Here is a 26767-nt window from a genome sequence, read left to right on the forward strand (position 1 = left end):
CGAAAGACCGATAGGCGGCGGCGACACAGTGGAGCTATGGCCCTCTCCGACGTGTTCCTCACGCCGCTTGGGCTGGTCGCCCTGCTGACGGTGGTCCCCGTCATCCTCCTCTATCTCGTCCAGCCCGACCCCCGCCGGATCGAACTGCCGACGATCGAACTCCTGCTCGACGACGACCAACGCGACGCGAGCAACCCCCTGCTCGAACGGCTCAAGCGCAACCTCCTCCTGTTCCTCCAGTTGCTCGTCCTCGTCGCGCTCGCGGTGGCGCTCGCCGGTCCCTACGTCTCCGTCTCGGAGAGCCAGACCGTCGAGGAGACGGTCATCGTCCTCGACGGGAGCGCGAGCATGGCCGTCGAAACCGACGGCGGAACGCGCTTCGACGCCGCTCGGGCGGCCGCCCGCGAGGTAACCACCGGCACCAACTCCGTCGTCTTCGCGGGCGCCGAGAGCCGCGTCGCCCTCCGCTCCGGCGGCGACACGGAGGTCCAGGGCACCCTCGATTCACTCGCGGTCACCGACGTGTCGGCCGACCTCGGCGCCGCCATCTCCCAAGCCGCCTCCATCGCCGGCGAGAACGCACGCGTCGTCGTGTTCAGCGACTTCGCCGACGACGGATGGACCGACGCCGTCCGGTCCGCACGGGCCCGCGACCTGCAGGTCGACCTCCGCCAGTTCGCGGGCGGCGGCGCGGACAACGTCGGCATCGTCGACCGCTCCTTCTCGGGGCGCAACGTCACCCTCTCGATCAAGAACTTCGGCGACTCGACGGTCACCCGTTCGGTCGAACTCGGCGGCCGCAGCCGATCGATCGAACTCGGTCCCGGTGACGTCGAGCGGGTGAGCCTCACCATCCCGGGCGGCGGCGGCCGGGCGCAACTGACCCCCGGCGACGCCTTCCCCACCGACGACGTCGCCTACGTCGCCGCCCCCGACGATCCGACGGTGGACGTTCTCCTCCTGACGAACGACCGCGACCGGTATCTCACGACCGCCCTCTCGGTGGTCGAGGAGGTCGATCTGACCGTCGACGAGCCGCCGACCACCGTCGAGGAGGGGTACGACGTGATACTCTACAGCGATCTGGAGCCCGAGAGCCTCCTCCGCGGGAACGTCGAGGCGGGACGCGACGTGATCGAATCCGGCGGCGGCGTCGGCGTCCTCGCCCAGCCCAGTCCGCCGGAGACGTACGGCGATCTCCTCCTGCTCTCGCCGAACGGGACCGACCGGAACCCGTCGGTCGGCCGCGTGACGACGACGGAGCTCACTCGCGGCATCGACTTCCCGCCGCCGGGGACGTACCTCCAGGGGTCGCTGCGGGCGGGGACGGCGCTGGTGCAGACGGCCGACGGAACGCCGCTCGTGGCCACCCACCAGCGCGGGCAGGGACGGGTGCTCTACTACGGCTACGTGGGCGACGACCCGTTCCGGTTCAACTACCAGTACCCCGTCTTCTGGAAGCGGGCGGCGTTCCACCTCGCCGGCCGGGAGTCGCTCTCCTCGCTCAACCGCGGGACGGGTGACCGCCTCCGCTTCGCCAACGAGACGCGTGTCGAGACGCCCGCCGGCGCCGTCTCGGCGCGGACGGTCCCGCTCGACACCGCCGGATTCTACGCCGTCGGCGACCGGCGCGTCGGCGTCTCGCTGTACAGCGAGGCCGAGTCCGACGTCGACGCCGTCCCCCTCGCCGACCGCACGGACGACCCCGGGGCGGTCACCCGCGAGGAGGAACGGCAGGTGCCGCGGCCGCTGACCTGGCTGGTCGCGCTGTCAGCCCTCCTCGTCGTCGTCGGCGAAGTCGCCTTCCTCCGACGCCGGGGTGATCTCTGATGTGGGGGGCCCTCGCCGTGCGGACGGCGCTGTCGGACGGCACCGTCGTTGGCCTGGAGCGACCGCTGGTCCTCGTCGCGCTCCCCGTCGTCGTCGGTGCGCTCGCCCTGCTGATCCACTACCGCGCCTCGGGGACGGCCGCGACCCGCAGCCGACGGCTCCTGCTGGCCTCCCGTGTCGTCGTCGCGACGCTGATCGTCGTCGCGGCCGCCGGCCCCTTCACCGTCGTCACGACGGAGACGCGGGGCGACCCCTCGGTGTCGATGCTCGTGGACCGCTCGAACAGCACCGACGTCTCGCCGGACGTGGCCGAGGACCTCGCCGCCGACGTCGAGGAGGAGGGCGTCCCGGTCACCGTCTCGACGGTCGGCCAGGGGACGAACTCCCGGATCGGCGACGGCGTCGCCGCCAACCTCCGCGAGAACGGGTCGGTGGTCGTCGTCTCGGACGGGCAGGTGACCGGCGGCCGGAGCCTGACCGAGACGGCGGAGTTCGCCCGCTCCGTCAACGCCACGATCAGCACCGTCTCGCCGGAGCCCACACGGACCGAACGCTACGTCACCCTCACCGGGCCCGACAAGGCGAGCGTCGGCGTCGAGAGTCGCTTTCTGGTGCGGGTCGAGGGCGTCGAGGCCGGCTCCCCCGTCGACGTGAGCGTCTCCATCGACGGCGAGGAGGTCGCCACCGAGCGGATCGACGAGGGGACCGGATCCGTCCCCGTCTCGCATACCTTCGAATCGACGGGGAGCCACCGGATCACCGCCGAAATCGACGGCGAGGACGTCTTCGCGGTCAACGACGTGGCGCGCAAGACCGTCCGGGTCGTCGACCAGCCGCGCGTGCTCTACGTCTCCCGCGGGAACTACTCGCTCGGGACCTACCTCGATCAGCTGTACCGGGTCGACCGGGCCGAGTCGGTGCCCGAGAACCTCGATCCGTACTACGCGGTGGTGGTCCAGAACGTCGCGGCCGACGACCTGGGGAACGTCGACGAACTCCAGCGGTTCGTCATCGACGGCGGCGGACTGTTGATGACCGGCGGCCCCAACAGCTTCGAGAACGGCGGCTACGCCAACTCCTCGGTTGGGTCGATGCTCCCGGTCACCTTCGGGCCGTCGGCGCCCGGTAGCGCGCGGATCGTCATGCTGATCGACGTCTCGGGGAGCGCGGGCAGCGGCATGCGGATCCAGAAGGCCATCGCGCTCGATGCACTCTCGCAACTCGACGACGACAACGTCGTCGGCGTCGTGGGATTCAACTACCAGGCCTACGGCGTCTCCGAGCCCGCGCCCCTGAGCGACAACCGCGGCGTGGTTCGGGACCGGATCAGCCGCCTCCAGGCCGGCGGGGCGACGAACATCGCCAACGGCCTCCGGGGCGCCGAGGAGATGCTCGGCGGCCAGCGCGGGACGGTCATCCTCGTCAGCGACGGCGGCGACACGGAGAGCCGGTCGGCCGTGGTCGCCAACGCGCTCGGCCGGCAGGGCATCCGTGTCATCACCGTCGGGGCCGGGCGCAACGTCAACGAGGGCGTCCTCCGACGGATCGCCGAGGAGTCCGGCGGCAACTACTTCCGCGCGAGCGAGACCGAACGCCTGCGCCTGCTCTTCGGCGGCGGCAGCCGCCAGTTCCAGGGCGAGGGGCTCACGGTCGTCGACTCGGGACACTTCATCACGAGCGGCGTCACCCTGGAGTCCTCGCCCGGGTCGGTCAACGACGTGTCGATGCGCCCGGGCGCGGACTTCCTCGTCGCCGGCCCGGACGGCACGCCCGCGGTCGCGTCGTGGCGCTACGGCCTCGGCCGGGTCGCCACCATCACGACCTACGACGAGGGCGGCGGCCTCGGCGGCCTGCTCAGCCGGCCGGACTCCCTCGTGGTCACCAAGTCGGTCAACTACGCCATCGGCGACCCGGAGCGGAAAGCCTCGGGCGTCACCGACGTCTCCGACACCCGGGTCGGCGAACCGACGACCGTGGTCTACCGCGGCGACGACCCGCCGAGCGGTTCCGACCTCGCGTTCAGCGCCGTCGGCGAGGGGGTCTACCGGGCCGAGGAGACTCCGACCGAGGTCGGATACCGGACGGCCGCGGGGGCAACCTACGCCGCGAACTACCCCGCGGAGTACGCGGGCTTCGGCACCTCGTCGGCGCTGTCCGACGCCGTGGAGGCGACCGGCGGCCGGGAGTTCTCGTCGGATCAGGCCGCCGAAATCGCCCGGTTCGCCCGCGAGCAGTCCACCCGGGTGCGCGACGTGCGCCGGAACTGGGACTGGGCGCTGTTGACCGCCGCCCTCCTCCTGTTCCTGACCGAGGTGATCGTCCGGCGGCTTCAAGTGTACAACGGTCGTACTCGAACCGAGAGTGGTCTCCCATGAGCCTCATCGGCCGGTCGATTAACCTCGCCCTCGCCCTCCTCATCTGTCTGTCCGTCGCCGGCACCGCCGGCGCGACGCTGTACTACCAGGAGTCGGTCGAGGAACTCGACGCCGAGAACAGCCAGCTCCGCCATGAGAACGAACAGCTTCGGGAGGACCTCCAGTCCACCGAGCGCGACCTCCAGCGGACCCGCCAGCGACTGCAGGACCTCAACGAGAGCCTCAGCACCACCCGGAGCGACGTGAGCCAGGTCTCCGAGAACCTCCAAGAGACCGAGGGGCAACTGGAGTCGACTCAGGATGAGCTCTCCTCGACCCGCCAGAGCCTCCGGGACGCTCAGGAGCGGGTCGACGAACTGGAGGGTGAGGTCCAGACGCTCGAATCCCGGAACTCCCAACTCCGGTCGGAGGTCGCCGACCTCGAAACCACGAACGAGGACCTCCGCCAGGAGCGGGACGAACTGCAGGCCGACGTCGAGGACCTGAACGACGAGGTGAGCCAGTTGGAGAGCGAAGTGACGACCCTCGAAGACCAGCTCCAACGGCGAAACGACCGGATCCAACAGCTCGAACGGGAGAACGACCGGCTCCGTAGCGACCTTGCGGCCGTCTGCTCGGAGGTCGAGGATCCCCCGCCGGAGTGCAACTGATACCATGTCCAACTCGACGCCCGCCGACGCCGAAGACGATCCCGACCCCCCACCCGTCGAGCGCAAACTCCGGCGCGCCCTGACACAGATCCGCCGGGAGGGGCTGAAGGTCGCCCTCATCTACGCCGTCGTCGACGCGGCCCTCGCGACCCTGCTCGCGAACCTCGTCGTGACCGTCGCCGGCGCTCCCGGGTTGCCGACGCGGCTCCCCATCCCCGGGGCAGTCCTCGACGCCCTCGCCGGCGTCGGCGCGACGCCCGCGGAGCCGACGGTGTCGAGCGCGGCCGTCGTCGGCGCCGCCGCCGGCCTCCTCGTCTTCCTCGCCGAGGTGGGCTGGCGGACCCGCCAGCCGCTCGTCGAGCAGTTCGCGGCCGCGAACCCCTCGCTCTCCGAGTCGCTGCGGACCGCCCGCGACGCCGTCGAGCGCGACCGGCAGTCCCGGATCGTCCTCCGGCTCTACGAGGACGTCCTCGATCAACTGCGGGACGCATCGAGCATCGGCCTGCTCTCGACCCGTCGGGTGGCGCTGGTGATGCTGCTGGTCTCGGTCATCAGCATCGCGACCATCCAACTCGCCGTCGTCGACATCTCGCTTTCCGGCCTCGGCGGTCCCGCCGAGCCCGAGGGACCGGACGGCGGCACCGAGACGGAGTACGAGGGCCTCCAAGACGGGTCTTCGATCCTCGGGGAGGCCGAGGACGTGCCGGAGGGGAGTGAGGACCTGGAGGCGAACATCGACACGAGCGGCTCGGGGAGCGGGAACGGCACGGAGGTGGACTCGGCGGCCTACCGGAACAGCGGCCTCGACTCGTCGAGCCCCGTCGAGAGCCAGCGGGCGGGCTTCGACGAGCGCGAGCGCCTCGAAGACGCGGAGCTGATCCGCGAGTACAACCTGCGGATTCGAGAGGACTCGGAGTCAGATTCATGAGCGAACCAACGACGGACATCGACACGCTACAGGAACGGCTCGGACGCGTCCGCCAGGAGGTCGGCAAGCGCATCGTCGGCCAGCGGGAGGTCCTGGAACGGCTGCTCGTCTGCATCCTCGCCGACGGCAACGCCCTCCTCGAGAGCAACCCCGGCCTCGGGAAGACCACGATGGTCCGCACCGTCGCCGACGTGACCGACCTCGATTTCTCGCGGGTGCAGAACACCCCCGACCTGATGCCCTCCGACATCACGGGCACGGAGATCATCCGCGAGTCGGGCGGCGAACGCGAGTTCGTCTTCGAGAAGGGGCCCATCTTCGCGAACGTCGTCCTCGCCGACGAGATCAACCGCGCGACGCCGAAGACCCAGGCCGCGCTGCTGGAGGCCATGCAGGAAAAGCAGGTGACTGCCGCCGGCGAGACTTACGACCTTCCGCGGCCCTTCTTCGTGCTCGCGACCCAGAACCCGATCGACCAGGAGGGGACCTACCCGCTCCCGGAGGCCCAGACCGACCGCTTCCTCCTGAAGCTCGTCCTCGATTACCCCTCTCTCGAGGAGGAACGCGACATCGTGAACCTCTACACCGAGGGCGGGTCGACCCCGCCGGTCCAGAAGGTGTTGAGCCTGCAGGACCTCCGCGAGATCCAGTCGCTCGTCCGCGAGGTGCCGGTCGCCGAGGACGTCCGGGACCGGGCGATCAACCTGGTGCGGGCGACCCGCGAGGCCGACACGGTGGATTTCGGCGCCAGTCCCCGGGCGAGCATGGGCCTCGTCGTCACCGCGAAGGCGCGGGCGTTCCTGCACGGCCGCAACCACGTCTCCTGGGAGGACGTGACCGCGATGGCGCCGCCGGTCCTCCGGCACCGCATCCTGCTCGACTTCCGCGCGGAGCGACAGGGGCTCACCACCGACGACGTGATCGAGCGGTTGCTCGACGAGGTCTGAGATGCCCATCGAACCCGACTTCCTCGACGAGCTCGACCGGTTCGAGGCGTCGCTGAACCAGCAGTCGACGGCGGTCAAGAAGGGCGAACAGGAGTCCCCGAGCGTCGGCGAGGGGCTGACCTTCAGCGACTACCGGCGGTACTCCCCCGGCGACGACACCCGCCTCATCGACTGGCGCCTCTATGCCCGCACCGAGGAGTTCTTCATCAAACAGTTCGAGGAGGAGCGCAACCTCACCGTCCACGTCCTGCTCGACGCGAGCGCGTCGATGGATTTCGGCGAGGGCGACCAACACAAGTTCGAGTTCGGCGCGAAGCTCGGCCTGGGCTACGCCTACCTCACCGCCGAGGAGCACAACGACTTCCGGTTCTCGCTGTTCCGGGACCGGGCCGAGCGTATCGACACCGGCACGGCGACCCGCGGCGAGGTGTTGGCGCTGGTCGACCGGATCAACGAGACCGACCCCGACGGCGACACCGACTTCGAGGCGGCGCTCGGCGAGTACGCGGCCGGCATCCGCTCGCGGTCGCTCGTGGTCGTCGTCACCGACTGCATCGGCGACCTGGACGGCCTGGAGACCGGCATCGCGTCGCTCGCGCGCAACGAAGTCGTCCTCGTACAGGTCCTCTCGCCGGACGAACTCGACCCCGAGGTCGCCGGCGACACCATCTTCGAGGATCTGGAGTCCGATCTGACCCGTCGGACCTACTTCGGCGGCCGCCTCGCCGAGCGGTACCGGACGCGGGTCGACGAGTTCGTCGACGACGTCTCGGGTCGGGCACAGGACCTCGGGGTCACCCACGAACTGGTCGGGACCGACGAGGATTTCTTCGACGCGTTCTCGTCGGTGTGGATCGGCTGAGAGGCCCCGTCGTGAGCGTGCCCGTTCGTACCCCGTGAGCGACTTCGACCGAATCCGACGGCCGTTCGCGGGTGTGGGTGGACGTTTTCCGCGCCGCCGTCGTAGGTGGCGACGTGCCGTACGACAGGCTTGTCGATCGACTCCGTGCCGATCACGAGGTGGTGACCTTCGGCGCCCTCGCCGACGGGAGCGTCGACGACTACTACCGGCTCCGCGAGGGAGACTCGACGGTCACCTCGCGGGCCGCCCTGGCCGCCGCCATCTCCGCGGGACGTGATTCCTTCGACCTCGATCACGTGACGACCGACGCTGGCGGCCAGGCGGTGAACGCGGCGCGACAGGCGGCCGCCCTCGGCGACGACGTGCTCCTCGCGGGCCATCTCGACCACCCCGTCTTCGAGTTCACGTTCGACGTCGAGGCGGTGTCCATGGGGTCGCCCGCCCGCGTCACGGTCTGTCTGCTCGACGACGACGACGTCATGTTCGTCGAGGAATCGACGGACCTCGCGGACTGGACCGTCGCCGACCTCCGGGCGGCACTCTCGGAGTCTCTCGAGTCGTTCCTCGAACGCGACGCGCTCTGTTGTGTCAACTGGGCGTCGACGCCGGGACTCGGGGAGGCGATGCGGGAGATGGCCGCCCGCGACCCCGACGGCGGCGTCCTCTGTGTCGACCCCGGGCCACTCACGGTCGCGGGGGCACGCGACCTCCTCGCGGTCCTCCGGACGCTCGGGGACGCCTACGACGTGGTCCTGAGCGTGAACGAAGACGAGGCGGCGAGACTGGGCGAAGCCGTCGGCGAACCCGCCGACGAACCGACCGAGGCGTCGGTCCTCGACGCCGTTCGGACGGCGGCCGACGGAACGAGCGTCGTCGTCCACGGCGAGGGTGCCGCCGTCGCGGCGACGCCGGCGGGACGGATCACCGTCCCGGCGCTCGACGTATCGAGGGGCCCGACCGAGACCGGCGCTGGCGATCGGTTCAGCGGTGCGCTCGCTCGCTCCCTGGCGGCCGACTGGGACTGGGCACTCGCTCTGGCGGCGGGCAACGCCTGTGCTGCCCACTACGTCTCGGGGCGGGGGACGGGGACTCGGTCGGCGCTTCCGGACCACGTCGAGACACACCGGCCGCCGTGAGCGACCGAATCGAAACCCTATACTGTCGCCCACGCCGGGTAGCCACATGGGCTATCTGCAGTGGGCGCTGGTGGCACTGGTCGCGTACTCGGCCGTGGCCCCGCTCGTCGGGTTCGCGACGACCGGCGATCCGAAGGTTCCGAGCTTCGTCGCCGCGCTCATCACCAACGGCATCCTGCTCGTGGCGACCGTCGGGGTCGTCCTCTACGAGGGACAGTCCGTGTCGGCGTATCTCGGCCACCCGAAGGCGCCGTATCTCTACCTCGCCGGCGTCTTCCTCGCCGTCGGCATCCTCGCGTACTACCGGGCGCTCTCGCTGGGCCCCGTCAGCGCCGTGGTCCCCATCTTCGGTACCTTCCTCGTGATCAGTTCCGCCGTCGGCATCGCCTTCCTCGACGAGGCGCTTACCCTCCGCAAGGTCGCGGGCATCGGCTGTGCCGTCCTCGGCATCTATCTCGTCTCGGTGGAGTGACCGGCGGCCGATTGCCGTCGGCGGGGGGTATTTGGGCGCCGCGCCGTTACCCGTGCCCATGGCACTCCAGGAATCCGACTCCGAACTCGAACCCGGCGATCCGGCCCCCGACTTCGAACTGCCAGGCGTCGACGGCGAGACGTACACCCTCGATAGCTTCGACACCGAGGCACTGCTCGTCGTGTTCACCTGCAACCACTGTCCGTACGCACAGGCGAAGTTCGACCTCCTGAACGACCTGGCGACCGAGGACGACGTGACGGTGGTCGGCATCAACGCCAACGACGCCGAGGAGTACCCCGAGGACTCCGTCGGGAAGATGCGGGAGTACGTCGAGAACGGGACCGTCGCCTACGACGCCTACCTCCGCGACGAGGCCGCCGAGGTGGCCCGCGCCTACGGCGCCGTCTGTACCCCCGATCCGTTCCTCTTCCGGCGCGACGGCGACACCTACCGACTGGCGTACCACGGCCGCCTCGACGACGCCATGGGTCCCGACGAGGAGGCCACCGAGTATTACATCCGCGAGGCCATCGACGCCGTCCGCGCCGGCGAGGACGTCGCCGTCGACCCCGGCCCGTCGCGTGGCTGCGGGATCAAATGGCCCTGAATCGGGGAGACCGACGGGTCCGTCGACGGACCGGGAGGTTCATCGCGGCGGACCGACCAGTGGGGGACGACACATGACCACGCATTCGGCGGACGGACCCGCGGACCGCGACGTCGTCGTCGTCGGCGGCGGCGTCGCCGGCCTCTCGGCGGCCACCTTCACCGCGCGACACGGACTCGACACGCTCGTCGTCGACGCGGGCGACTCCATCCTGCGACGGAACGCCCACGTCGAGAACGTCCCCGGCTTCCCGGCCGGCGTCAACCCCCGCCTCCTGCTGGAGTTGATGGGCGAAGGTGCGGAGGAGGCCGGCTGCGAACGGCGCCGGGGGACGGTCACGCGCGTCGCGCCGACCGACGACGGCTTCGCGGTCGAAACCGACGACGGCGACCGGCTCCACGCCGAGTACGTCGTCGCCGCGACGAAAAACGAGACGGACTACCTCGACGACGTCGAGGGCGTCGGAATCGTCGACCGCGGCAAGACGTTCGTCGACACCGACGAGCGGGGCCGCACCGGCGTCGACGGACTCTACGCGGCGGGACGCCTGGCCGAGAAACCCCACCAGGCGGTCGTCTGTGCCGGCCACGGCGCCGAGGTGGCGATCACGCTCCTCGAGGACGACGACCGGCCCTTCTATCACGACTGGGTCGCGCCCGAGGGCTACTTCACCGATCGCGGTCGGGAGGTGCCTCCGGGCTGTGCGGAGATCGACGCCGACGAGCGCCGGCGGCGCGAGGCGCGCTCGCTCGAGACGATGCGCTCCCGCTTCGCCGAGTCCCACCCCGAGGAACAGCCGACCCATCCGAGCCTCAGGGAGGAGTGACCGCGGACGACGCCCTCGGCCGGCCCGAGTGGAGCGCCGTCCAGCGTGACGGGCGTCCCGAGCGACGGGCGTCAGCGTCAGGTGTCTCGGGCGCGTAGCCCCCGTGTGAACCGCGGTTCCTCGACCGACGCGCCGACGCCTACCCGCCTCGAAACCGCGACGGCCCTCGATCGGTTCGTCGCCGACCACGACCGCGTGCTCGTGGAGTTCTACACCGACGGCTGTGGCGCCTGTGCCGCCATGGAGCCGGTTCTCGGCCTCGTCGCCGAAGGGACGGGCGTCCCCGTGGCCCTCGTCAACCCGCGGGACGATCCGCGGCTGATCGAGGACTACGACGTCACGCGCGTGCCGACGCTCGTCGTCTTCGAGGACGGCGAGGTGACCGATCGGTTGGACGACGGCTTCGTCGGCGCCGAGCGGGTGATCGACCTGCTCTAGTCCCGGGCGTCCTCGAACGCCTCGCGGGCGTTCTCGACGGCGGATTCGCGTTCCGCGGGGTAGGCCTCGACCTTGCCCCGAAGGGTGATACCGTCGCCCTGGCGCACCTCGCCGCCGAAGGCAGCCTGTTTGTCCAGCGTGAGGTAGAGCGAGCAGTCCTCGGCGACGCGTTCGTCGAGTTCGTCGAGGAAGGTTTCGTAGTCGGGGAGGGAGACCAGCCGGTCGAGGACGTGTCGCACGTCGTCGGCGTTCTCCAGACGGGCCGAGAGGACGACGATCCGGTCGCCGTGGTGGCCCGTCGTCACCTGGCGGTCCAGTTCCGTCTCCTCGGGGAGATAGGTTCGGAGCGCGCTCTCGACGCGTTTCTCGTCCTCGGTGGCGTAGGAGAACGCGCGGAGGTCGACGTAGTGAAAGGGGACGTTCGACATGCAGGGCGGCGTCCGGATTACTCGTCGTCGGCGAGTTCGAGGGCGTCCTCGGGGACGCCGGTCTCCTGTCCGTCCTCGAAACTGACCGTGTAGGTTGCGTCGCCGAACATCGTCTCCATCACCTGCGTGATCGTCCCCACGTCGCCGTCGTACTCGCTGTGTTTGTCGTGGAGCACGACCGAATCGTCCTTCTCGAAGCTCATGCCACGACGTTCCGCCGGCGCACATTTAAGCGCCCTGATTCCCCGTCCGGCGGCCGTGCGGCGCGACCGAGGGGGATAAGGCCCGGTGGGACCAGTCGCCCGTATGGTCTACACCAGACGCGAGTGCCTCGCCGCGGCGACGGGGCTCGGTGCGGCGGGTCTCACCGCCGGCTGTCTCGGCGGCGGTGGCGGCGGTACCGAGGACTGTTCCATCGAGGACGAGGCGACCGTCTCGGATCTGCCGCGGCCGACGCTCGGTCCGGACGACGCCGCCGTGACGGTCGCCGCGTTCGAGGACTTCGCGTGTCCCCACTGTGCGACGTACAGTCTGGAGGTGTTGCCCGACATCCGCTCGGAGTACGTCGATTCCGGCGTGGTTCGGTACGAACATTACGACTTCCCCATCCCGGTCGACGAACGCTGGTCGTGGCAGGCCGCGAGCGCCGCCCGCGGCGTCCAGGACGAGACCGACGACGAGACCTTCTTCGAGTACGCCCACGCCCTCTTCGAGAACCAGGACGACTTCTCGCCGGGGCTGATCACCGACCGCGCGAACGACGTCGGCGCGCCTGGGTGTGCGGTCCAGGGCGACGCGCTGAACGAGACCTACCGGCCGGTCGTGGAAGCCGACCGGCAGGCGGGAATCGACGGCGGCGTGCAGGGGACGCCCACCGTGTTCGTCGCCGGGCGGTCGGTCCAGCCCACCTACGACGCCATCGCCGGCGCCATCGAGGCCGAGCGGTAGGCATCGCCGGCGGCCGCCGCTAGTCGTGCCCGGAGACGGGAACCGGCTCGTACGGCTCCTCAAGGTACTCGACGTCGCTGTCGCTCAGATCGATCTCCAGGGCCTCGACGGCGTCCTCCAGGTGTTCGATCGAGGTGGTCCCGACGATGGGGGCGTCGACCGCGTCCTTGTGCAACACCCAGGAGAGAGCGATCTGTGCCATCTTCACGCCCCGCTCCTCGGCGAGTTGCCGGACGCGCTCGTTGACCGCCGGTCCCCCGCCCTCGCGGTAGGGATGTTCGTAGAGGCGTTCCTCGCTCGCGCCGCGGGTGGTCGCGTCGACGTCCTCGTCCGGCCGGGTGAGGTAGCCACGCGCCAGCGGCGACCACGGGATGACGCCGATCCCCTCCTTCCGACAGAACGGTAGCATCTCGCGTTCCTCCTCGCGGTAGGCGAGGTTGTAGTGGTTCTGCATGGTGGCGAAGCGATCGAGTCCCAGCCGGTCGCTCGTGTGGAGCGCGTCGGCGAACTGGTGGGCCCACATCGAACTCGCGCCGAGGTAGCGGACCTGTCCCCGCCGCACCGCGTCGTCGAGGGCGCGGAGCGTCTCCTCGATGGGCGTGTCGTAATCCCAGCGGTGGATCTGGTAGAGGTCGACGGTGTCCATCCCCAGCCGGTCCAGCGAGTTCGACAGCTCCTGCTCGATGGCCTTCCGCGACAGGCCGCCGGAGTTGGGGTCGTCCTCGTCCATCCGGAAGTAGCCCTTCGTGGCGACGACCTGTTGCTCGCGGCGTCCCTCCAGGGCCTTCCCCAGGACCCGCTCGGACTCGCCGTTCGAGTACATGTTGGCGGTGTCGAAGAAATTGATCCCGAGTTCGATGGCGCGGTCGACGAGTTCGATCCCTTCCTCCTCGTCGAGCACCCAGTCGCGCCAGTCGCTCGTGCCGATGCTCATACAGCCGAGGCAGATGCGGGAGACCTCCACGCCGGTCGAACCGAGGGTGGTGTACTCCATGGCCGACCCTCGTCGCGGGCCGACAAAAAGCCACGGCGCGGAGTCGCCCCGCGGGTGCCCCACACAGTTTTGTCGCGGTGGTCCCAACGCCGGCCATGACCGTCTGGCTCCTCGGCGACCAGCTCCACCCCGAGAGTCACGTCCTCGACGGCGCGGACCGGGTCCTGCTGATCGAAGCGACGGCCTTCGCCGAGCGGAAGCCGTACCACCCCCAGAAGCTCGGGCTCGTCTTCGCGGCCATGCGCCACGCCCGCGACGCGCTCCGCGACGCGGGCTACGAGGTCGACTACCGCCGGGCCGAGACCTTCGGCGACGCCCTCGACGCCCACTTCGACGCGCGTCCGGGCGACGACCTTCGCCTGATGCGCCCGCCGAGCCACGGCGCCGCCGAGCGTCTGCGGACCCTCGTCGAATCCCGGGGCGGGTCGGTCGCGTTCGTCGCGGACGACCGCTTCCTCTGTCCGCCCGAGGCGTTCGACGCGTGGCAGGACGGCGAGGCGTCGGGGACGCCTCGAGAGGGCGGCGAAGCCGCCGACACCTTCCGTCACGAGGCGTTCTACCGCTGGATGCGACGCCGCGAGGACGTGCTGATGGACGGCGACGACCCCGTCGGCGGCCAGTGGAACTACGACGAGTCGAACCGCGAGACACCGCCGGCGGACTGGTCGCCGCCGCCGGTGCCGCGGTTCGAGTCCGACGACCTGACACGGGAGACGCTGGACTGGGTGACCGACCGGTTCGACACCTGGGGCGAGGCGACGGGGTTCGCGTGGCCGGTGACGCGGGCGGCCGCCCTCGACGCGCTCGATCACTTCGTCGAACACCGACTGCCGGCGTTCGGCCCCTATCAGGACGCCATGGTCGACGGCGAGTTCGCGCTCGCTCACTCCCTGCTGTCGTCGTCGCTGAACCTCGGCCTGCTCGGTCCGGGGGAAGTGATCGACGCCGCCGTGGACGCTCACCGCCGCGACGCGGCGCCGGTCGAGAGCGTCGAGGGGTTCGTCCGGCAGGTGCTCGGGTGGCGGGAGTTCATGCGCCACGTCTACCGGCGGACGATGCCCGACCTCGTCGAGTCCGACCTGCTCTCGCGGTCGCGGGACCTGCCGCCGCTCTACTACGACGGCGAGACCGAGATGCGGTGTCTCGACGCGGCCGTGGGACACGTCTACGACCGCGGCTACGCCCACCACATCGAGCGGCTGATGGTGCTGTCGAACTTCGCGTCGCTCTACGGCGCCGACCCCCGGGAACTGAACGAGTGGTTCCACTTCGGGTTCGTCGACGCCTACCACTGGGTGACGACGCCGAACGTCCTCGGGATGGGGACGTTCGCCACCGACGCGTTCACCTCGAAACCGTACGTCTCCTCGGGCAACTACGTCGACCGGATGAGCGACCACTGCGCCGGGTGTGCCTACGACGTCGACGCGACGACCGGCGCGGACGCCTGCCCGTTCAACGCGCTGTACTGGGACTTCCTCGACGACCACGAGGAGCGCCTCCGGGGGACGGGTCGGATGGGCCTGATGTACTCACACCTCGACCGGAAGTCGGACGCGGAGCTGTCGGCCATCCGGGAGCGGGCAGCGACGGTCCGCAGCCGCGCCCGCGATGGGCGGCTGTAGCCGCCGCTGGTCGCGTGAAAAAGGGAAAATTCCGATCCAGCGCCGTTTCGAGCGGTCGGGATGTCCCGGCCCGGACTTACAGTCGCTGGAGGTTGGTCGCCCGCGGGCCCTTGTCGGCCTGCTCGATGTCGAATTCGACTTCCTGTCCCTCTTCGAGGTCCGGGCCGCCGATGTCTTCCATGTGGAAGAACACGTCTTCGTCGGAGTCTTCGGTCTCGATGAACCCGTAACCGCCAGTGTCGTTAAAGAACGCAACCGTACCTGTCGCCATTGCGTTGCGAACGACGAAATGAGGAGACATAAGGATTCCGGCACGCTCCGAGAGACACCAGAAAGTAAAATAATAGTTCATCAAAATTTCTTATCGGACGAACGAGGGGAGATACCGGAACGGACGTTCAAGACCCCCGGCCCGGCTCAGTCGTCCGTCGACCGACCGAGCGTGTGGAACTCGTCGTTCGGGCGCATGTCGGCAAAACTCGCCAGGCGATTGCTGAGGTTGAAGAAGGCCGTCACGGCGCCGATGTCCCAGATTTCGCGCTCGGAGTAGCCGGCCTGGGCCAGGGCGTCCAAGTCGTCCTGGGTCACCTCGGCCGGTCGCTCGGTGAGTTTCACCGCCACGTCGAGCATAACCAGTCGCTCGTCGCTCACGTCCGCAGTCCGGTAGTTGGCGACGAGTTGATCCGCCAGCGTCGGATCGTCTGCGTAGAGGCGGACGAGCGCGCCGTGGGCGACGTTGCAGTAGTAACAGTGGTTCACCCCCGAGACGGCGACGACGATCATCTCCACCTCCGCCCGGTCGAGGGCCGTCCCCTCGACCAGGGCGTCGTGGTAGTCGACGAACGCGCGGAACTGGTCGGGGGCGTACGCCAGCGCCGCGAAGACGTTCGGGGTGAAGCCCGCCCGTTCGGTCTCCGCGTCGATGCGTTCCCGCAGGTCGTCCGGCAGGTCCGCCCGGTCCGGTACCGGGAACCGAGCCATCGCGTCGTCGTTCATGCACACTCCTGGAGCGGCCGACGCCAAAAGCCCACCTCACCCCATCCGCACCGTGAGAAGGGCCGCGGCCGCAGTGGCACAGACGCCGAGGGCGAGGAGAAGGTAGTTGGCGACCGTGTTGTCCGCGCGGGTGAGATAGAGGGAGAACGACCGCCCGGACAGCGGCCACAGCAGGGGCACCCCCGCGGGCGTCAGGGCGTCGGCGAGGAGGTGGGCGAGCACCGCGAGGGCGCCGACGGCGAAGCCGAAAGGGACGAGCGTGCCCCGGCCGCCGTCGACGACGACGGCGAGGCCGGCACCCGCACCGGCCCCGACGGCGCCGACGAGGGCGGCGAAGGCGAGGGTGTGGGTCGACCCGCGGTGGGTGAGGCCGGGGATTCGGTGGTCGGCGTCGGGAAGCATCGACAGCCAGAGCATGACGCCGCCGGCGACGAGGGCGAGTGTCGGACGCCCGGCGAGGACGAGGGCGGCGCCCGCCGGCGCGAAGACGAGCAGCGAGACGCCGAGGTGGCCGCGTCGGTACACGGCCGGATGTGGCCCGGGGGGGACCAGAACCTTTCGGCCGGGGCCGGGCGCACGTTTAAGTCAATTCCTCGCTTAGCGCCCACGAACGATGTCAGGAGACGCGGCGTCGGGGACCGACGGGCCGCTCGGGACGCTCCGGCGGCGAGTCGTCCGCACCTACGAGATGCTCCGCGGATCGACCATCGACGCCCGCCCGTTTCGCCCCGGCGAGGACGGCCCGCTCGGGAGTTTCGACGTGCCGCCGGATCACGAGGAACTCGACCGGTACTGGGTGAACGCCCCTTTCGCCTACGTGGTGATCACCTACGACACCGCGGAGAGCGAGAACCGGTACCACGCCGTCGAACCCGAGTTGAACGCCTTCGAGTCCGGTCTGCTCGAACGGGTCCGCGAGGACATCCGCGACCCGCTCCTCTTCCGCTCCGAGGACGAGAACCCGACCGACGAGGTGATCCTCGAGGGCGAACTCGAGTCCCTGCTGGAGGAGTACGGCGTGGAGGTTGGCATGCAGACGTTCCACAAACTCCGCTACTACCTGGTTCGGGACTTCAACGGCTTCGGCCGTCTCGACCCGCTCATGCACGACCAGCACATCGAGGACGTGTCGTGTGACGGCTACGACCTGCCCATCTTCGTCTACCACGACCAGTACACCGACGTGGCGACGAACGTCGTCTTCGAGGACCCCGACGAACTCGACAACTACGTCGTCAGACTCGCCCAGCAGTCCGGCCGGCACATCAGCGTCGGCGATCCCGTCGTCGGCACGACGCTCCCCGACGGCTCCCGGGTCGAACTCGCCCTCGGCGAGGAGGTGACCCCCCGCGGATCGGCCTTCACCATCCGCCAGTACGCCGACGACCCGTTCACGCCCATCGACCTCATCGAGTACGGGACCTTCAACGTCGAGCAGATGGCGTACCTGTGGCTGGCCATCGAGAACAACAAGTCGTTGATCTTCGCCGGCGGGACGGCATCGGGGAAGACCACCTCGATGAACGCGGTGTCGATGTTCGTCCCCCCGCGCTCGAAGGTGCTCTCCATCGAGGACACCCGCGAACTGTCGCTGTACCACGACAACTGGCTGTCGAGTGTCACCCGCGAGCGCCTCCACGAGGGGGCCGACATCGACATGTACGACCTGTTGCGCTCGGCGCTCCGGCACCGCCCCGAGTACATCATCGTCGGCGAGGTGCGCGGCGGCGAGGCAGTGACGCTGTTCCAGGCGATGAACACCGGCCACACGACGTTCTCGACGATGCACGCCGACAGCATCGAGACGGTCATCAACCGCCTGGAGAACGAACCGATCAACGTCCCCCGGGCGATGATCCAGTCGCTCGACTTGCTCTGTGTCCAGCGGCTCACCCGCCTCGACGGCGAGCGGGTCCGGCGGTCGAACGCGATCAGCGAGATCGGGGGTATCGACCAGCGGACCGGCGAACTCGACTACTCCAACGCCTTCCGGTGGGACGCCGACACCGACTCCTTCGACCGTCAGGACAGCTCCCTCCTCGACGAGATTCAGGACGACCGCGGCTGGTCGCGGACGCAGCTCCTGGAGGAGCTTCGGGACCGCCGTCGGTTCCTCACCGCCCTCCTGGAGCAGGGGATCACCGACTACCGGCGCTTTACCGCCCTCGTCAACGAGTACTACGCCGATTCGGAACGGGTCCTCGACCGCGTCGACGCCCCCGAGGCCGAGGAGTCGTGATCGCCCACCTCCTCCCGCTGGTCCTCGTCGTCGTCCTCGCCCTGCCGGTCGTCCTCTCGCCGGTGAGCCGTCGGGCGGATCTGCTGGTCTCCCGGCTGGCCGTGCCCATCTTCGGCGACTACGTGGGTCGGAGTCCCCGCCGGTCCTGGCAGTTGTCGCGCCTGCGTGCCACCCACGTCGGCACCACCCACCGGGTCTACGCCTCGCGGACCCTGTTCATCAGCGGCCTCGCCGGCATCGTGGGCGCCATCCTCGGCGTGTACGTCGCCGTCTGGCTGGTCGATCTCCTCTCGATCAGCCGGGCGGCCATCCTCGCGTCCGTCCCCCCGCCGCTCTCCTTTCTCGCCGGCCTGACCCGACTGCAGGACCTCACCCTCCTCGGGCTGTTCGTCCTCTTTCTGTTCTTCGGGGCGACGGTGGGATCGGTCCTGGCTCTCGGAACCTACTGGGCCCGGTGGACGTACCTCGATCAGCTCGCGAACGCCCGGGCGAGCGAGATCGAGGCGACGCTCCCCCGGACCATCGCGTTCGTCTACGCGCTCTCGCGGAGCGGTATGCCCTTCCCCGCGGTCCTCGATACGCTCGCCCGCAACGACGACATCTACGGCGAGGCGGCCCGCGAGGTGGGGGTCGCGGTCCGCGATATGAACGCCTTCTCGACGGACATCCTGACCGCGCTCCGGCACACGGCCGACCGGACGCCCAGTGAGGGGATGGAGGAGTTCGCCGACAACCTCGCGAGCGTCCTCGGCAGCGGTCGGAACCTCTCCTCGTTCCTCCGGGAACAGTACGAGCGCTATCAGGAGGAGGCCGAGTCACAGCAGGAGCAGTACCTCGAACTCGTCTCGACGTTCGCGGAGGTGTACGTGACCGTCCTGGTCGCGGGCCCGCTCTTTCTGATCACCGTCCTCGTCGTCATCGGCCTGGTCATCGAGGACACGCTCACGGCCGTCCGGATCGTCGGCTACGCCGGCATTCCGCTTGCCTCCGCCGCCTTCGTCGTCTACATCGACAGTCTCACGCAACACGACACGGCGCTGACGAACGTCCGACACGACGTCACCAGCGTCGGAACCCGCGACGCCGAGACGACCGATCCGTCGCCGCGCTCCGACGGCGGGAGCACGGCGGGTGTCGCGGACGCCGCGGCCGACGCCCAGCGGCGTAACGCGGAGCGACTCGCGGCCTACGACCGTCTGCGTGGGTTCCGAGACTGGCTCCGGAACCCGATCCGGGGCGTCCTCGAACGCCCGTGGATCAGCCTCGTGGTGACCATCCCGCTCGGCGTCGGCTGGGTGCTGTTCCGCTCGGTCCCCATCCCCCTCGGCCCCTCGGCGCTCGGCGTCCTCGATCACCCCGTCGTCGAAGCCTCGGTGGTCGTGATGGTCGTCTTCGCGGTGCTTCACGAGACGCACAAACGCCGCATCCGGCGCCTCGAGCGGGCTGTCCCGGACTTCCTCGATCGCCTGGCGAGCGTCAACGAGGCGGGAATGACCGTCGTCGAGAGTATCGAACGCGTCGCCGGCACCGACCTCGGCGGCCTGGAAGGGGAGGTCGAGCGCACCTGGCGGGACATCCGCTGGGGGGCCGACGCCGGCGACGCGCTCCGCCGACTCGCCATCCGGACCCGCACCCGGATGGTCTCGCAGGCGGTCACCCTCATCACGAACGCGATGAACGCCAGCGGCGACATCGCACCGGTCCTCCGCATCGCCGCCGACGAGGCCCAGGCGACGCGACGCCTCCGCCGCGAGCGCCGCCAGGAGATGCTCACCTACATCCTCGTCATCTACATCTCGGTGCTCGTCTTCCTCGGCATCATCGCCGCGCTGACCGTCGCCTTCATCCCCGCGGTCCAGGAGGCGGCTGGGACCACGGCGTCGGCCCCGGCGAACGCGCCCAACGTGGGGGTGACGGGCGCCTTCTCCGAAACCGGTGTGAACACCGAGGCGTACGAACTCGTCTTCTTCCACATCTCCGCGATCCAGGCGGTCTGCTCCGGGATGATCGCCGGCCAACTCGCCGAAGGCGGCATCGCCGACGGGGTGAAACACGCGGCCGGACTCCTCGCCCTGACGTATCTCGTGTTCGCGCTCGCGTTGCTCTAAGGGCTTTTACGCCTCCGCGTCGAGGGATGCCCATGGAGGCCCCGGAGCCACGACACACCTACGACCGCATCGCGGAACATTTCGCCGCGACGCGCGAACACCCGTGGCCGGAGGTCGAATCGTTCGTCGCCGACGCGGACCCGGCCGCGCTGGCGCTCGACGTCGGCTGTGGGAACGGCCGCCACGCGGAGGTGCTCGCGGACGTCGCCGACCGCGTCCTCGGACTCGACGTCAGCCGCGGCCTCCTGCGGACGGCACGGGACCGCCGGACGGACCGCGGCTTCGCGGTCGACCTGCTCCAGGGGGACGCGGCACGCCTCCCCGTCCGCACCGACCGGGTCGGCCTCGGCGTCTACGTCGCGGCGCTCCATCACCTCCGGCCGCGGGAACGACGGATCGGGAGCCTCGACGAACTCGCGCGCGTCCTCGCGCCGGGCGGTCGGGCCCTCGTCGGCGTCTGGAGCACGACCCACGACCGCTTCGACGCGACGGCCGGCTTCGATACGACCGTCGACTGGACGCTCCCCGGCGGCGAGACGCTCCCCCGGTATTACCACGTCTACGACCCCACGGAGTTCGACGAGGACCTGGCCGCGAGCGACCTCGAACCCGTCGACTGCTTCGAGTCGAGCGGCAACTGCTACGCCGTGGTCGGTCCCCCGTCCCGCTGAGCGGTCGGGACGGATCCGTGCACAGACGTGGGGGACTTAACCCCACGGCGTCGGTACTAGGGACCGATGAGCGATACGCACGACTTCGACGTCGCCGTCGTCGGCGGGGGGCCGGCCGGCCTGACCGCCGCGCTCTACACGACCCGTCTCGGGCTGGACACCGTCGTCGTGGACCGTGGCGGCGGCCGTGCAGCCATGATGCAGGACACGCACAACGTCATCGGCGTCACCGAGGACGTCTCCGGCGTCGAGTTCCTGCAGACGGCACGCGAGCAGGTGCAGGCCTACGGTGCGACCCACCGTCGAAGCTTCGCCTCCGGCCTCGAACGCCGCGACGACGGCCGGACCTTCGCCCTCGAAACCGACGACGGGACGATCCGTACCGATCGGGTCGTCCTCGCGACCGGCTTCTCCGACGCCAAACCCGACCCGCCGCTCCCGCCGACGGGTCGGGGTCTCCACTACTGCCTGCACTGTGACGCCTACATGTTCGTCGACGAGTCGGTGTACGTGATGGGTCACGGCGACAGCGCCGCCTACGTCGCCATGATCATGCTCAACTTCACCGACGAGGTGGACCTCCTCACCCGCGGCGACGATCCGACCTGGAGCGACGAGACCGACCGCATGCTCCGTGCCCACCCGATCGACGTGATCCACGAGGAGATCACGGGGATGAACCGAGGGCTCGACGGCTGGCTCGAGAGCTTCGAGTTCACGGACGGGACGGTCCGCGAGTACCGCGGTGGCTTCCCCATGTACGGCTCCGAGTACAACAACGACCTCGCGGCCGATGTCGGCTGTGACCTGAACGACGACGGGACCGTCCAGGTCGACGACCACGGCCGGACCAGCGTCGACGGGGTCTACGCCGTCGGCGACCTCGTCCCGGGACACAACCAGATCCCCGTCGCCATGGGCCAGGGGGCCAAAGCCGGCATCGCGATCCACATGGACCTCCGGCCGTTCCCCCGGAGCGTCGAGGAGATCGAGGAACGGGGCGCCGTCGACGCCGACGAGGTGCCGGCCATCTCGGCGTCGCTCCGCGAGGCCGCCCGCGCCTTCCGCGAGGAAGCCGTCGAGTCGCCCGCCGACGACTAAGGCCGACTGCCGCCGGAACGATGGACCCTGCGCTCGCCCTCTCGTACGTCGTCCACGTCGTGTCGGCGGCGTTCTGGACCGGCGGCGTCCTGTACGCCGTCTACGCGGTCATCCCGGCGGCGTCGGCCGGCGACCTCTCGCCGGCGGCGTTCGCGCGGAGCGTCGACGGCCTCCTCCAGGTGACTCGATGGACCGGGGTCGCCCTGCCGCTCACCGGCGCCTACCAGCTGTGGCTGCTCTATTCCCTCCCGCGGCTGTTCGGCACGACCGCCGGCCACCTCGTCCTCGGGATGGCGGCGCTGTGGACCCTGATGAACGGCCTCGTCGAACTCGGCGTCTATCGCATGTGCCAGTCTCGCGGCGACTCGCCCGGACTCGGTGCGTACTTCCGCCGGGGCTTTACCCTCGGCGGCGACGCCGACGTCCCGGCTCTCGCCGACGTCGGCCGACCGTACTTCCGCGCTGGTGCCGCCCTCGCCACCCTCCTCCTCGTCGACGCGGCGCTCTTGGCTGGGGGTGTGTGACGCCGTCCGACGGCTAACGTAACTGCCTTATCCTCCCGTCGAGAACCGACTCGTGGGCGCCGGTGGTCTAGTGGTAGGACCTGAGCCTTCCAAGCTCATGGCCCGGGTTCAAATCCCGGCCGGCGCATTTTCCGAACGGAGTGAGGAAAATCGCCCAGAGGGGTCTGAACCCTACCAGTCGCGCGCAGCGACCGCAGGGAGCGAGCACGTCTGGTTTTGGTTCAAATCCCGGCCGGCGCATACCGTCTCGAACGAACGTGAGAGCCGTGTATGCACCACGCTGGCGATCTGAATCAGGGAGAGAAGCGAGCGGAACGACCGTGGTTCAAATCCCGGCCGGCGCATTTTCCGAACGGAGTGAGGAAAATCGCCCAGAGGGGTCTGAACCCTACCAGTCGCGCGCAGCGACCGCAGGGAGCGAGCACGTCTGGTTTTGGTTCAAATCCCGGCCGGCGCACTCTCTTCGTCCGTGTGCCGCCCGTAGTCCCACTCGCTCACTCCGTTCGCTCGCGGGGTTCGTACGGAGCCACCGCTGCGATCCCGTCGTGGGGTGCGGGACGCCCCGTTTCCGAGGTCGACCCCGAGGAAGCGAGCGACGAGACGCCACGGGGGGAGAGAGCCCGGCCCCGAAACCATTCCCACTATCTTGATACTTCTATACAAAATGGGACGAAAGTGGATTTTTTGGCACCTCTAACACTTCTGCGTGGGTTTTAGGCCCGTAAAAAACTACAGTTTTATTACATTTCTCCGCGTATTTCGACCCGTACGAGCGCTCGAAGCCTCGAACGGCGGACGCGGAACTACCTGAACAACAACGTCCCGCAGATCCAGGAACACGGCGGTCACTTCGAGATCGAGGACGTCGACCACGAGAGCGGCGCGGTGACCGTCGCAATCGGCGGTGCGTGTTCCGGCTGTGGGATCGCCCCCATGACGATGAAGGCAATCAAGCGACGGATCGCCGACGAGATCTCCTCGGTGACGGTTCGGCGTGCCGGCGGACCACGCGCGGCCGTCATGCCCGACAAGACCGAGGGGATGGAGCGCATGGAGGAGTACGAGGACTACTCGCCGCCGTTCTGAACGGCCGGCGGAGGACGACGACCTCCTGCTTTAGGCCAGCCGAAAAACATATGTGTTTTAGGCTGGCCTAATCGAGTATGAACGCTACCAGGACGCGGCGTCTCGCGCCCGGAGGACGATGACGTCGGTCGGCCCGCGGCGACGGGCGAGACTGTGGGCGGGCGTCTACGCCGGGCTCTTCGGTTCCGGTGACGAGGAACCGACCGACGACACCCCCGCACGGGAGCGCGAGTAACGACGTCCCGATGAGCGGGACCGCCCAGTACCTCCTCGCGCTGTACATCGCCGAGCAACGCGGCTCCCCACCGGTCTCCTCCGGCGAGGTGGCCGACCTCGTCGACCGGTCACAGGCCACGGCGACGCAGATGCTCCAGGACCTCGAAACCGGCGGGGTGCTCACGTACGAACCGTACGAGGGAGCGACGCTCACCGACGCGGGGCGCGCACGGGCGGCGGACCTCCACGAGACGTACGTCACCCTCTCGTGGTTCTTCCGGAGCGTGCTGGACCTCGAGGCCTACGAATCCGAGGCCATGGAGATGGCGGGGCTGATCGACCCCGCGGTGGCCGAACGGCTCACGGAACTGCTCCCGTACGAGCCGGCCCCGACGCCGGGCGACGACTGATACGGATTATTGTAACTGTTTACCGGTGGTTCGCCAGAGTGGTCCGGCGAACCACCGGTAACGACTTACAATAAGCAGTATGAGACTCCACGACGGTCGACGGGCCGTCGGTGTTCGAGTGGACCGCCGTTCGCTAGGATCGGAGCGATAGCGGCGGCTTGGAATCGGGATATCGCCGAGAAGCGAGTCGAACGGACGGATCAGTTCGGCACGTACTGACAGGCGTCGTCGCGGCCGTCCTCGCAGAGTCGTTCGAGCGTGTGGCAGGCGCGGTCGTTTCCGTCACTGCATTCGTCGCGGAGGAGTGCCATGTCTTCTTGCTTCATCGTTGTTGTCTCGTACCATGTTAACTAATACCAGGGTGTTTATATTTAGTGATGGGGCAACGCTCGCCAGTATCGGGCACGGTGCCGCTGCTCGCCACGAGAAGGTACGAATGTGGACGGCGGGATTGCCCGGCGTTCCGGCCCGGGGAGTCCCGGTCGCCTCCTCCACCCCGCGATCCTCCGAGCGACGGGCGTCCGGCGACGGGCTGCTCGCTTCCGCGCCTGACCCGGTACCGCCGACGAACCACGACGGAGCGTCCCTGCAGACGCGCGCCGTGGGCCGCTGTCCCCGCAGGACGAGGCTTCCACGTTGGCTTCCGGGGCCCGGATCGGTCTGACCGGACGCACCCGGGTTCGGTCCCCGCTGAAGACCGTAGTGCGGGCGGTGGAGCAGGGCCTAACTGCCCGACCTAGTCCATCCCTTCGTATGCCGTTTCCTCTTAAGGGCCTTTCGACTCGCCAGCCCGCGATTGGCGTCGGGTCGACGAGGCGGACGGCGTGTCGGCCGCGTCCGGTCCGCCACCGGTTCGAGGATCGGACGCGGAGGTGTGGAGTCCGGCTCACCCGTCGAACCGGATTCCCGACGTGTCGTCGTCCGGGTGGACGACGGTAGGCCGGCCCTCTATCGTAGCGTTGGCGCTATTTGCACACCTGACCGCACGTAGTCCGGCGATCAGGTGTGCGAGGCCTTACGGAGGCTACGATAATCCTATCGTTTGACAATCTCCCAGGTAGATGCGACACACGATGGTCGACCCCGCGACCGCTTCCCTCAGCGAATTCGTCTTACATCTCCTCCTCGGGATCGGTCTCGGCGCACTCGTCGGTCTGGAACGGGAGCAAAGCGAGTCGGGGGGATCGTTCGCCGGGAGCCGGACGTTCCCGCTGATCACCCTCTACGGGGCGCTCGTTCAGGCGTTCTTTCCGACCATGCTTCCGGTCGCCGTCGGGATACTCGTCGCGCCGCTCACCGTCGCGTACGTGGGAAAGATCCGGTACGAGAACGATCTCGGCCTGACGACGCTCGTGGCGGTCCTCGTCATGGTGATTCTCGGAGCCATGACGACGCATTCGGATCGGGGGGCAGTCGTCGCCGTCATCACGGGCGGCGTGGTCACAGTGTTGCTCTCGGTGAAGGATCCGATACACGAGTTCGCCGACCGGATCGAAGAAACCGAACGACGCGCGTCGGCGAAGTTCGTCCTCGTCGTCCTCGTCGTGCTCCCCGCGCTGCCGGATCGACCGCTCGAACCCCTCTACGGACTCAATCCCCGATTCGTCTGGTTGATGGTCGTCTTCGTCACCGGTCTCGGATTCGCGGCGTACGTGCTCGGGGAACTGCTCGGCCCCGAACGGGGAATCGCCCTCACGGGGATCGTCGGCGGCTTCGTCTCCTCTACCGCGACGACGGTTTCGATGGCCGAGAAGACGACTCGGAACGCGACGCTCCATCGCGTCTGCGCGTTCGCGGTCGTTACCGCTTCCATCGTGATGTTCCCACGCGCGCTCATCGAAGTCGCCGTCGTCAACCCCGATCTGCTCCCGAGCGTCGCGCTCCCACTCGGGGTGATGACCGCAGTGGGTGCCGTCGCTGCAGGGGTGTTGTACTGGCGGAGCGCCACCGACGAAACCGTGGAACCGGAGGCGCTCGAGAACCCGCTCCGCTTGCAGCCAGCCCTCCTGTTCGGAGCCATCTTCGCGGCCGTGTTGCTCGTCTCCGAATACGCCAACGAGTGGTTCGGCGCGTCGGGGGTGTACCTGACCGCGTTCGTCTCCGGGCTCGCGGACGTCGACGCGATGACGATCACGCTGAGTCGACTCGCGGCCGAGGGGGCAGTCTCGACGGAGGTCGCCACGACGGGAATCGTCGTCGCAGCCATCGCGAACACCGCCCTCAAAGCCACGTTGGCGTGGATTCTCGGCACCCACCGGTTGGGGAAGCTGGTCTCCATCGTACTCGGCATCATCGTCACGAGCGGCGTCGTGTTCCTCGTGGTCTGATACGGTGTGGCCGCCACTCC

28 protein-coding genes, 1 tRNA gene and 1 other RNA gene are annotated in these 26767 nt (G+C 69.0%); 22 read left to right on the forward strand and 8 right to left on the reverse strand.

Annotated elements, in window-relative coordinates:
* The first annotated feature begins 36 nt into the window (after positions 1–36).
* From EI982_RS17945 to EI982_RS17995, 11 genes are all read left to right on the forward strand, one after another.
* The gene (locus EI982_RS17945) at positions 37–1830 is read left to right on the forward strand and encodes a DUF7408 domain-containing protein (protein ID WP_157690993.1); all 1794 of its coding nucleotides are present in this window, start codon (positions 37–39) and stop codon (positions 1828–1830) included.
* Positions 1830–4205 carry a vWA domain-containing protein gene (locus EI982_RS17950; protein ID WP_157690994.1) on the forward strand — a complete coding sequence of 792 codons (2376 nt, stop codon included), beginning with the start codon at positions 1830–1832 and terminating at the stop codon, positions 4203–4205. The genes EI982_RS17945 and EI982_RS17950 overlap by 1 nt, the downstream gene beginning before the upstream one ends.
* Positions 4202–4855 carry a chromosome partitioning protein gene (locus EI982_RS17955; protein WP_157690995.1) on the forward strand — a complete coding sequence of 218 codons (654 nt, stop codon included), beginning with the start codon at positions 4202–4204 and terminating at the stop codon, positions 4853–4855. Before EI982_RS17950 ends, EI982_RS17955 begins: the two co-directional genes overlap by 4 nt.
* A 4-nt stretch (positions 4856–4859) precedes the next feature.
* A complete protein-coding gene (locus EI982_RS17960; RefSeq protein ID WP_157690996.1) occupies positions 4860–5783 on the forward strand; it encodes a DUF7502 family protein in 924 nt (307 codons plus the stop codon).
* Entirely contained in the window at positions 5780–6730 is a 951-nt protein-coding gene (locus EI982_RS17965) for an AAA family ATPase (protein WP_157690997.1), read from the forward strand. Before EI982_RS17960 ends, EI982_RS17965 begins: the two co-directional genes overlap by 4 nt.
* 1 nt (position 6731) lies before the next feature.
* A complete protein-coding gene (locus EI982_RS17970) occupies positions 6732–7592 on the forward strand; it encodes a DUF58 domain-containing protein (protein WP_157690998.1) in 861 nt (286 codons plus the stop codon).
* A gap of 71 nt (positions 7593–7663) precedes the next feature.
* The gene (locus tag EI982_RS17975; RefSeq protein ID WP_157690999.1) at positions 7664–8728 is read left to right on the forward strand and encodes a PfkB family carbohydrate kinase; all 1065 of its coding nucleotides are present in this window, start codon (positions 7664–7666) and stop codon (positions 8726–8728) included.
* Positions 8729–8774: 46 nt separating this feature from the next.
* Positions 8775–9200, forward strand: coding sequence for an EamA family transporter (locus EI982_RS17980; protein ID WP_157691000.1), 426 nt, complete (start codon positions 8775–8777; stop codon positions 9198–9200).
* 58 nt (positions 9201–9258) lie between these two features.
* Complete coding sequence (locus EI982_RS17985) at positions 9259–9810, forward strand: thioredoxin family protein (protein WP_157691001.1); 552 nt, start codon at positions 9259–9261, stop codon at positions 9808–9810.
* A gap of 73 nt (positions 9811–9883) precedes the next feature.
* Positions 9884–10636: an FAD-dependent oxidoreductase gene (locus EI982_RS17990; protein ID WP_157691002.1), complete on the forward strand. Its 753-nt coding sequence runs from the start codon at positions 9884–9886 to the stop codon at positions 10634–10636.
* A 105-nt stretch (positions 10637–10741) separates the two neighbouring features.
* A complete protein-coding gene (locus EI982_RS17995; protein WP_157691003.1) occupies positions 10742–11074 on the forward strand; it encodes a thioredoxin family protein in 333 nt (110 codons plus the stop codon).
* Here EI982_RS17995 and EI982_RS18000 read toward each other — a convergent pair.
* Together EI982_RS18000 and EI982_RS18005 are read right to left on the reverse strand one after the other, a co-directional pair.
* A complete protein-coding gene (locus tag EI982_RS18000; RefSeq protein ID WP_157691004.1) occupies positions 11071–11502 on the reverse strand; it encodes an RNA-binding protein in 432 nt (143 codons plus the stop codon). The two genes, EI982_RS17995 and EI982_RS18000, sit on opposite strands and share 4 nt — an antisense overlap.
* Before the next feature lie 17 nt (positions 11503–11519).
* The gene (locus EI982_RS18005) at positions 11520–11705 is read right to left on the reverse strand and encodes a DUF1918 domain-containing protein (protein WP_157691005.1); all 186 of its coding nucleotides are present in this window, start codon (positions 11703–11705) and stop codon (positions 11520–11522) included.
* 103 nt (positions 11706–11808) lie between these two features.
* Between EI982_RS18005 and EI982_RS18010 the strand changes: the two genes are divergently transcribed.
* Complete coding sequence (locus tag EI982_RS18010; RefSeq protein ID WP_157691006.1) at positions 11809–12450, forward strand: DsbA family protein; 642 nt, start codon at positions 11809–11811, stop codon at positions 12448–12450.
* Positions 12451–12469: 19 nt separating this feature from the next.
* Here EI982_RS18010 and EI982_RS18015 read toward each other — a convergent pair whose 3' ends face one another.
* Positions 12470–13444, reverse strand: coding sequence for an aldo/keto reductase (locus tag EI982_RS18015; protein ID WP_157691007.1), 975 nt, complete (start codon positions 13442–13444; stop codon positions 12470–12472).
* Between the two features lie 95 nt (positions 13445–13539).
* On the opposite strand from EI982_RS18015, the gene EI982_RS18020 reads away from it, so the two are divergent.
* Complete coding sequence (locus tag EI982_RS18020; RefSeq protein ID WP_157691008.1) at positions 13540–15069, forward strand: cryptochrome/photolyase family protein; 1530 nt, start codon at positions 13540–13542, stop codon at positions 15067–15069.
* Positions 15070–15145: 76 nt separating this feature from the next.
* On the opposite strand, the gene EI982_RS18025 is transcribed toward EI982_RS18020, so the two are convergent.
* The 3 genes from EI982_RS18025 to EI982_RS18035 all read right to left on the reverse strand — a co-directional run bounded on the left by EI982_RS18025 (position 15146) and on the right by EI982_RS18035 (position 16590).
* Positions 15146–15340: a cold-shock protein gene (locus EI982_RS18025; protein ID WP_049938024.1), complete on the reverse strand. Its 195-nt coding sequence runs from the start codon at positions 15338–15340 to the stop codon at positions 15146–15148.
* A gap of 146 nt (positions 15341–15486) precedes the next feature.
* A complete protein-coding gene (locus EI982_RS18030) occupies positions 15487–16065 on the reverse strand; it encodes a peroxidase-related enzyme (RefSeq protein ID WP_157691009.1) in 579 nt (192 codons plus the stop codon).
* Between the two features lie 36 nt (positions 16066–16101).
* Positions 16102–16590: a metal-dependent hydrolase gene (locus tag EI982_RS18035; protein WP_157691010.1), complete on the reverse strand. Its 489-nt coding sequence runs from the start codon at positions 16588–16590 to the stop codon at positions 16102–16104.
* Positions 16591–16678: 88 nt separating this feature from the next.
* Between EI982_RS18035 and EI982_RS18040 the strand changes: the two genes are divergently transcribed.
* From EI982_RS18040 to EI982_RS18075, 8 genes are all read left to right on the forward strand, one after another.
* Entirely contained in the window at positions 16679–18304 is a 1626-nt protein-coding gene (locus tag EI982_RS18040) for a type II/IV secretion system ATPase subunit (protein WP_157691011.1), read from the forward strand.
* A complete protein-coding gene (locus EI982_RS18045; protein WP_157691012.1) occupies positions 18301–20412 on the forward strand; it encodes a type II secretion system F family protein in 2112 nt (703 codons plus the stop codon). The genes EI982_RS18040 and EI982_RS18045 overlap by 4 nt, the downstream gene beginning before the upstream one ends.
* Positions 20413–20444: 32 nt before the next feature.
* Positions 20445–21083 carry a class I SAM-dependent methyltransferase gene (locus tag EI982_RS18050; RefSeq protein ID WP_157691013.1) on the forward strand — a complete coding sequence of 213 codons (639 nt, stop codon included), beginning with the start codon at positions 20445–20447 and terminating at the stop codon, positions 21081–21083.
* Between the two features lie 66 nt (positions 21084–21149).
* Positions 21150–22184: an NAD(P)/FAD-dependent oxidoreductase gene (locus tag EI982_RS18055; RefSeq protein WP_157691014.1), complete on the forward strand. Its 1035-nt coding sequence runs from the start codon at positions 21150–21152 to the stop codon at positions 22182–22184.
* Positions 22185–22204: 20 nt separating this feature from the next.
* Positions 22205–22708, forward strand: a complete 504-nt coding sequence (locus tag EI982_RS18060) for a copper resistance protein CopD (protein ID WP_157691015.1) — start codon at positions 22205–22207, stop codon at positions 22706–22708.
* Positions 22709–22764: 56 nt separating this feature from the next.
* Positions 22765–22835: transfer RNA gene (locus tag EI982_RS18065), tRNA-Gly, on the forward strand.
* 629 nt (positions 22836–23464) lie between these two features.
* Positions 23465–23794: a NifU family protein gene (locus tag EI982_RS18070; RefSeq protein WP_157691278.1), complete on the forward strand. Its 330-nt coding sequence runs from the start codon at positions 23465–23467 to the stop codon at positions 23792–23794.
* Between the two features lie 245 nt (positions 23795–24039).
* Positions 24040–24420 carry a metal-dependent transcriptional regulator gene (locus EI982_RS18075; protein ID WP_157691016.1) on the forward strand — a complete coding sequence of 127 codons (381 nt, stop codon included), beginning with the start codon at positions 24040–24042 and terminating at the stop codon, positions 24418–24420.
* Positions 24421–24620: 200 nt separating this feature from the next.
* Here EI982_RS18075 and EI982_RS18970 read toward each other — a convergent pair whose 3' ends face one another.
* Positions 24621–24746 (reverse strand): hypothetical protein, encoded by a 126-nt coding sequence (locus EI982_RS18970; protein ID WP_257627362.1) that lies wholly within the window; start codon positions 24744–24746, stop codon positions 24621–24623.
* Positions 24747–24856: 110 nt separating this feature from the next.
* Positions 24857–25167, reverse strand: an RNA gene (gene ffs / locus EI982_RS18080) — signal recognition particle sRNA.
* A gap of 326 nt (positions 25168–25493) precedes the next feature.
* Here ffs and EI982_RS18085 point away from each other — a divergent pair.
* A complete protein-coding gene (locus EI982_RS18085) occupies positions 25494–26747 on the forward strand; it encodes an MgtC/SapB family protein (RefSeq protein WP_157691279.1) in 1254 nt (417 codons plus the stop codon).
* Positions 26748–26767: the final 20 nt, after the last annotated feature.

This window comes from Haloplanus salinarum (genome assembly GCF_009762275.1).
GTDB lineage: Archaea > Halobacteriota > Halobacteria > Halobacteriales > Haloferacaceae > Haloplanus > Haloplanus salinarum.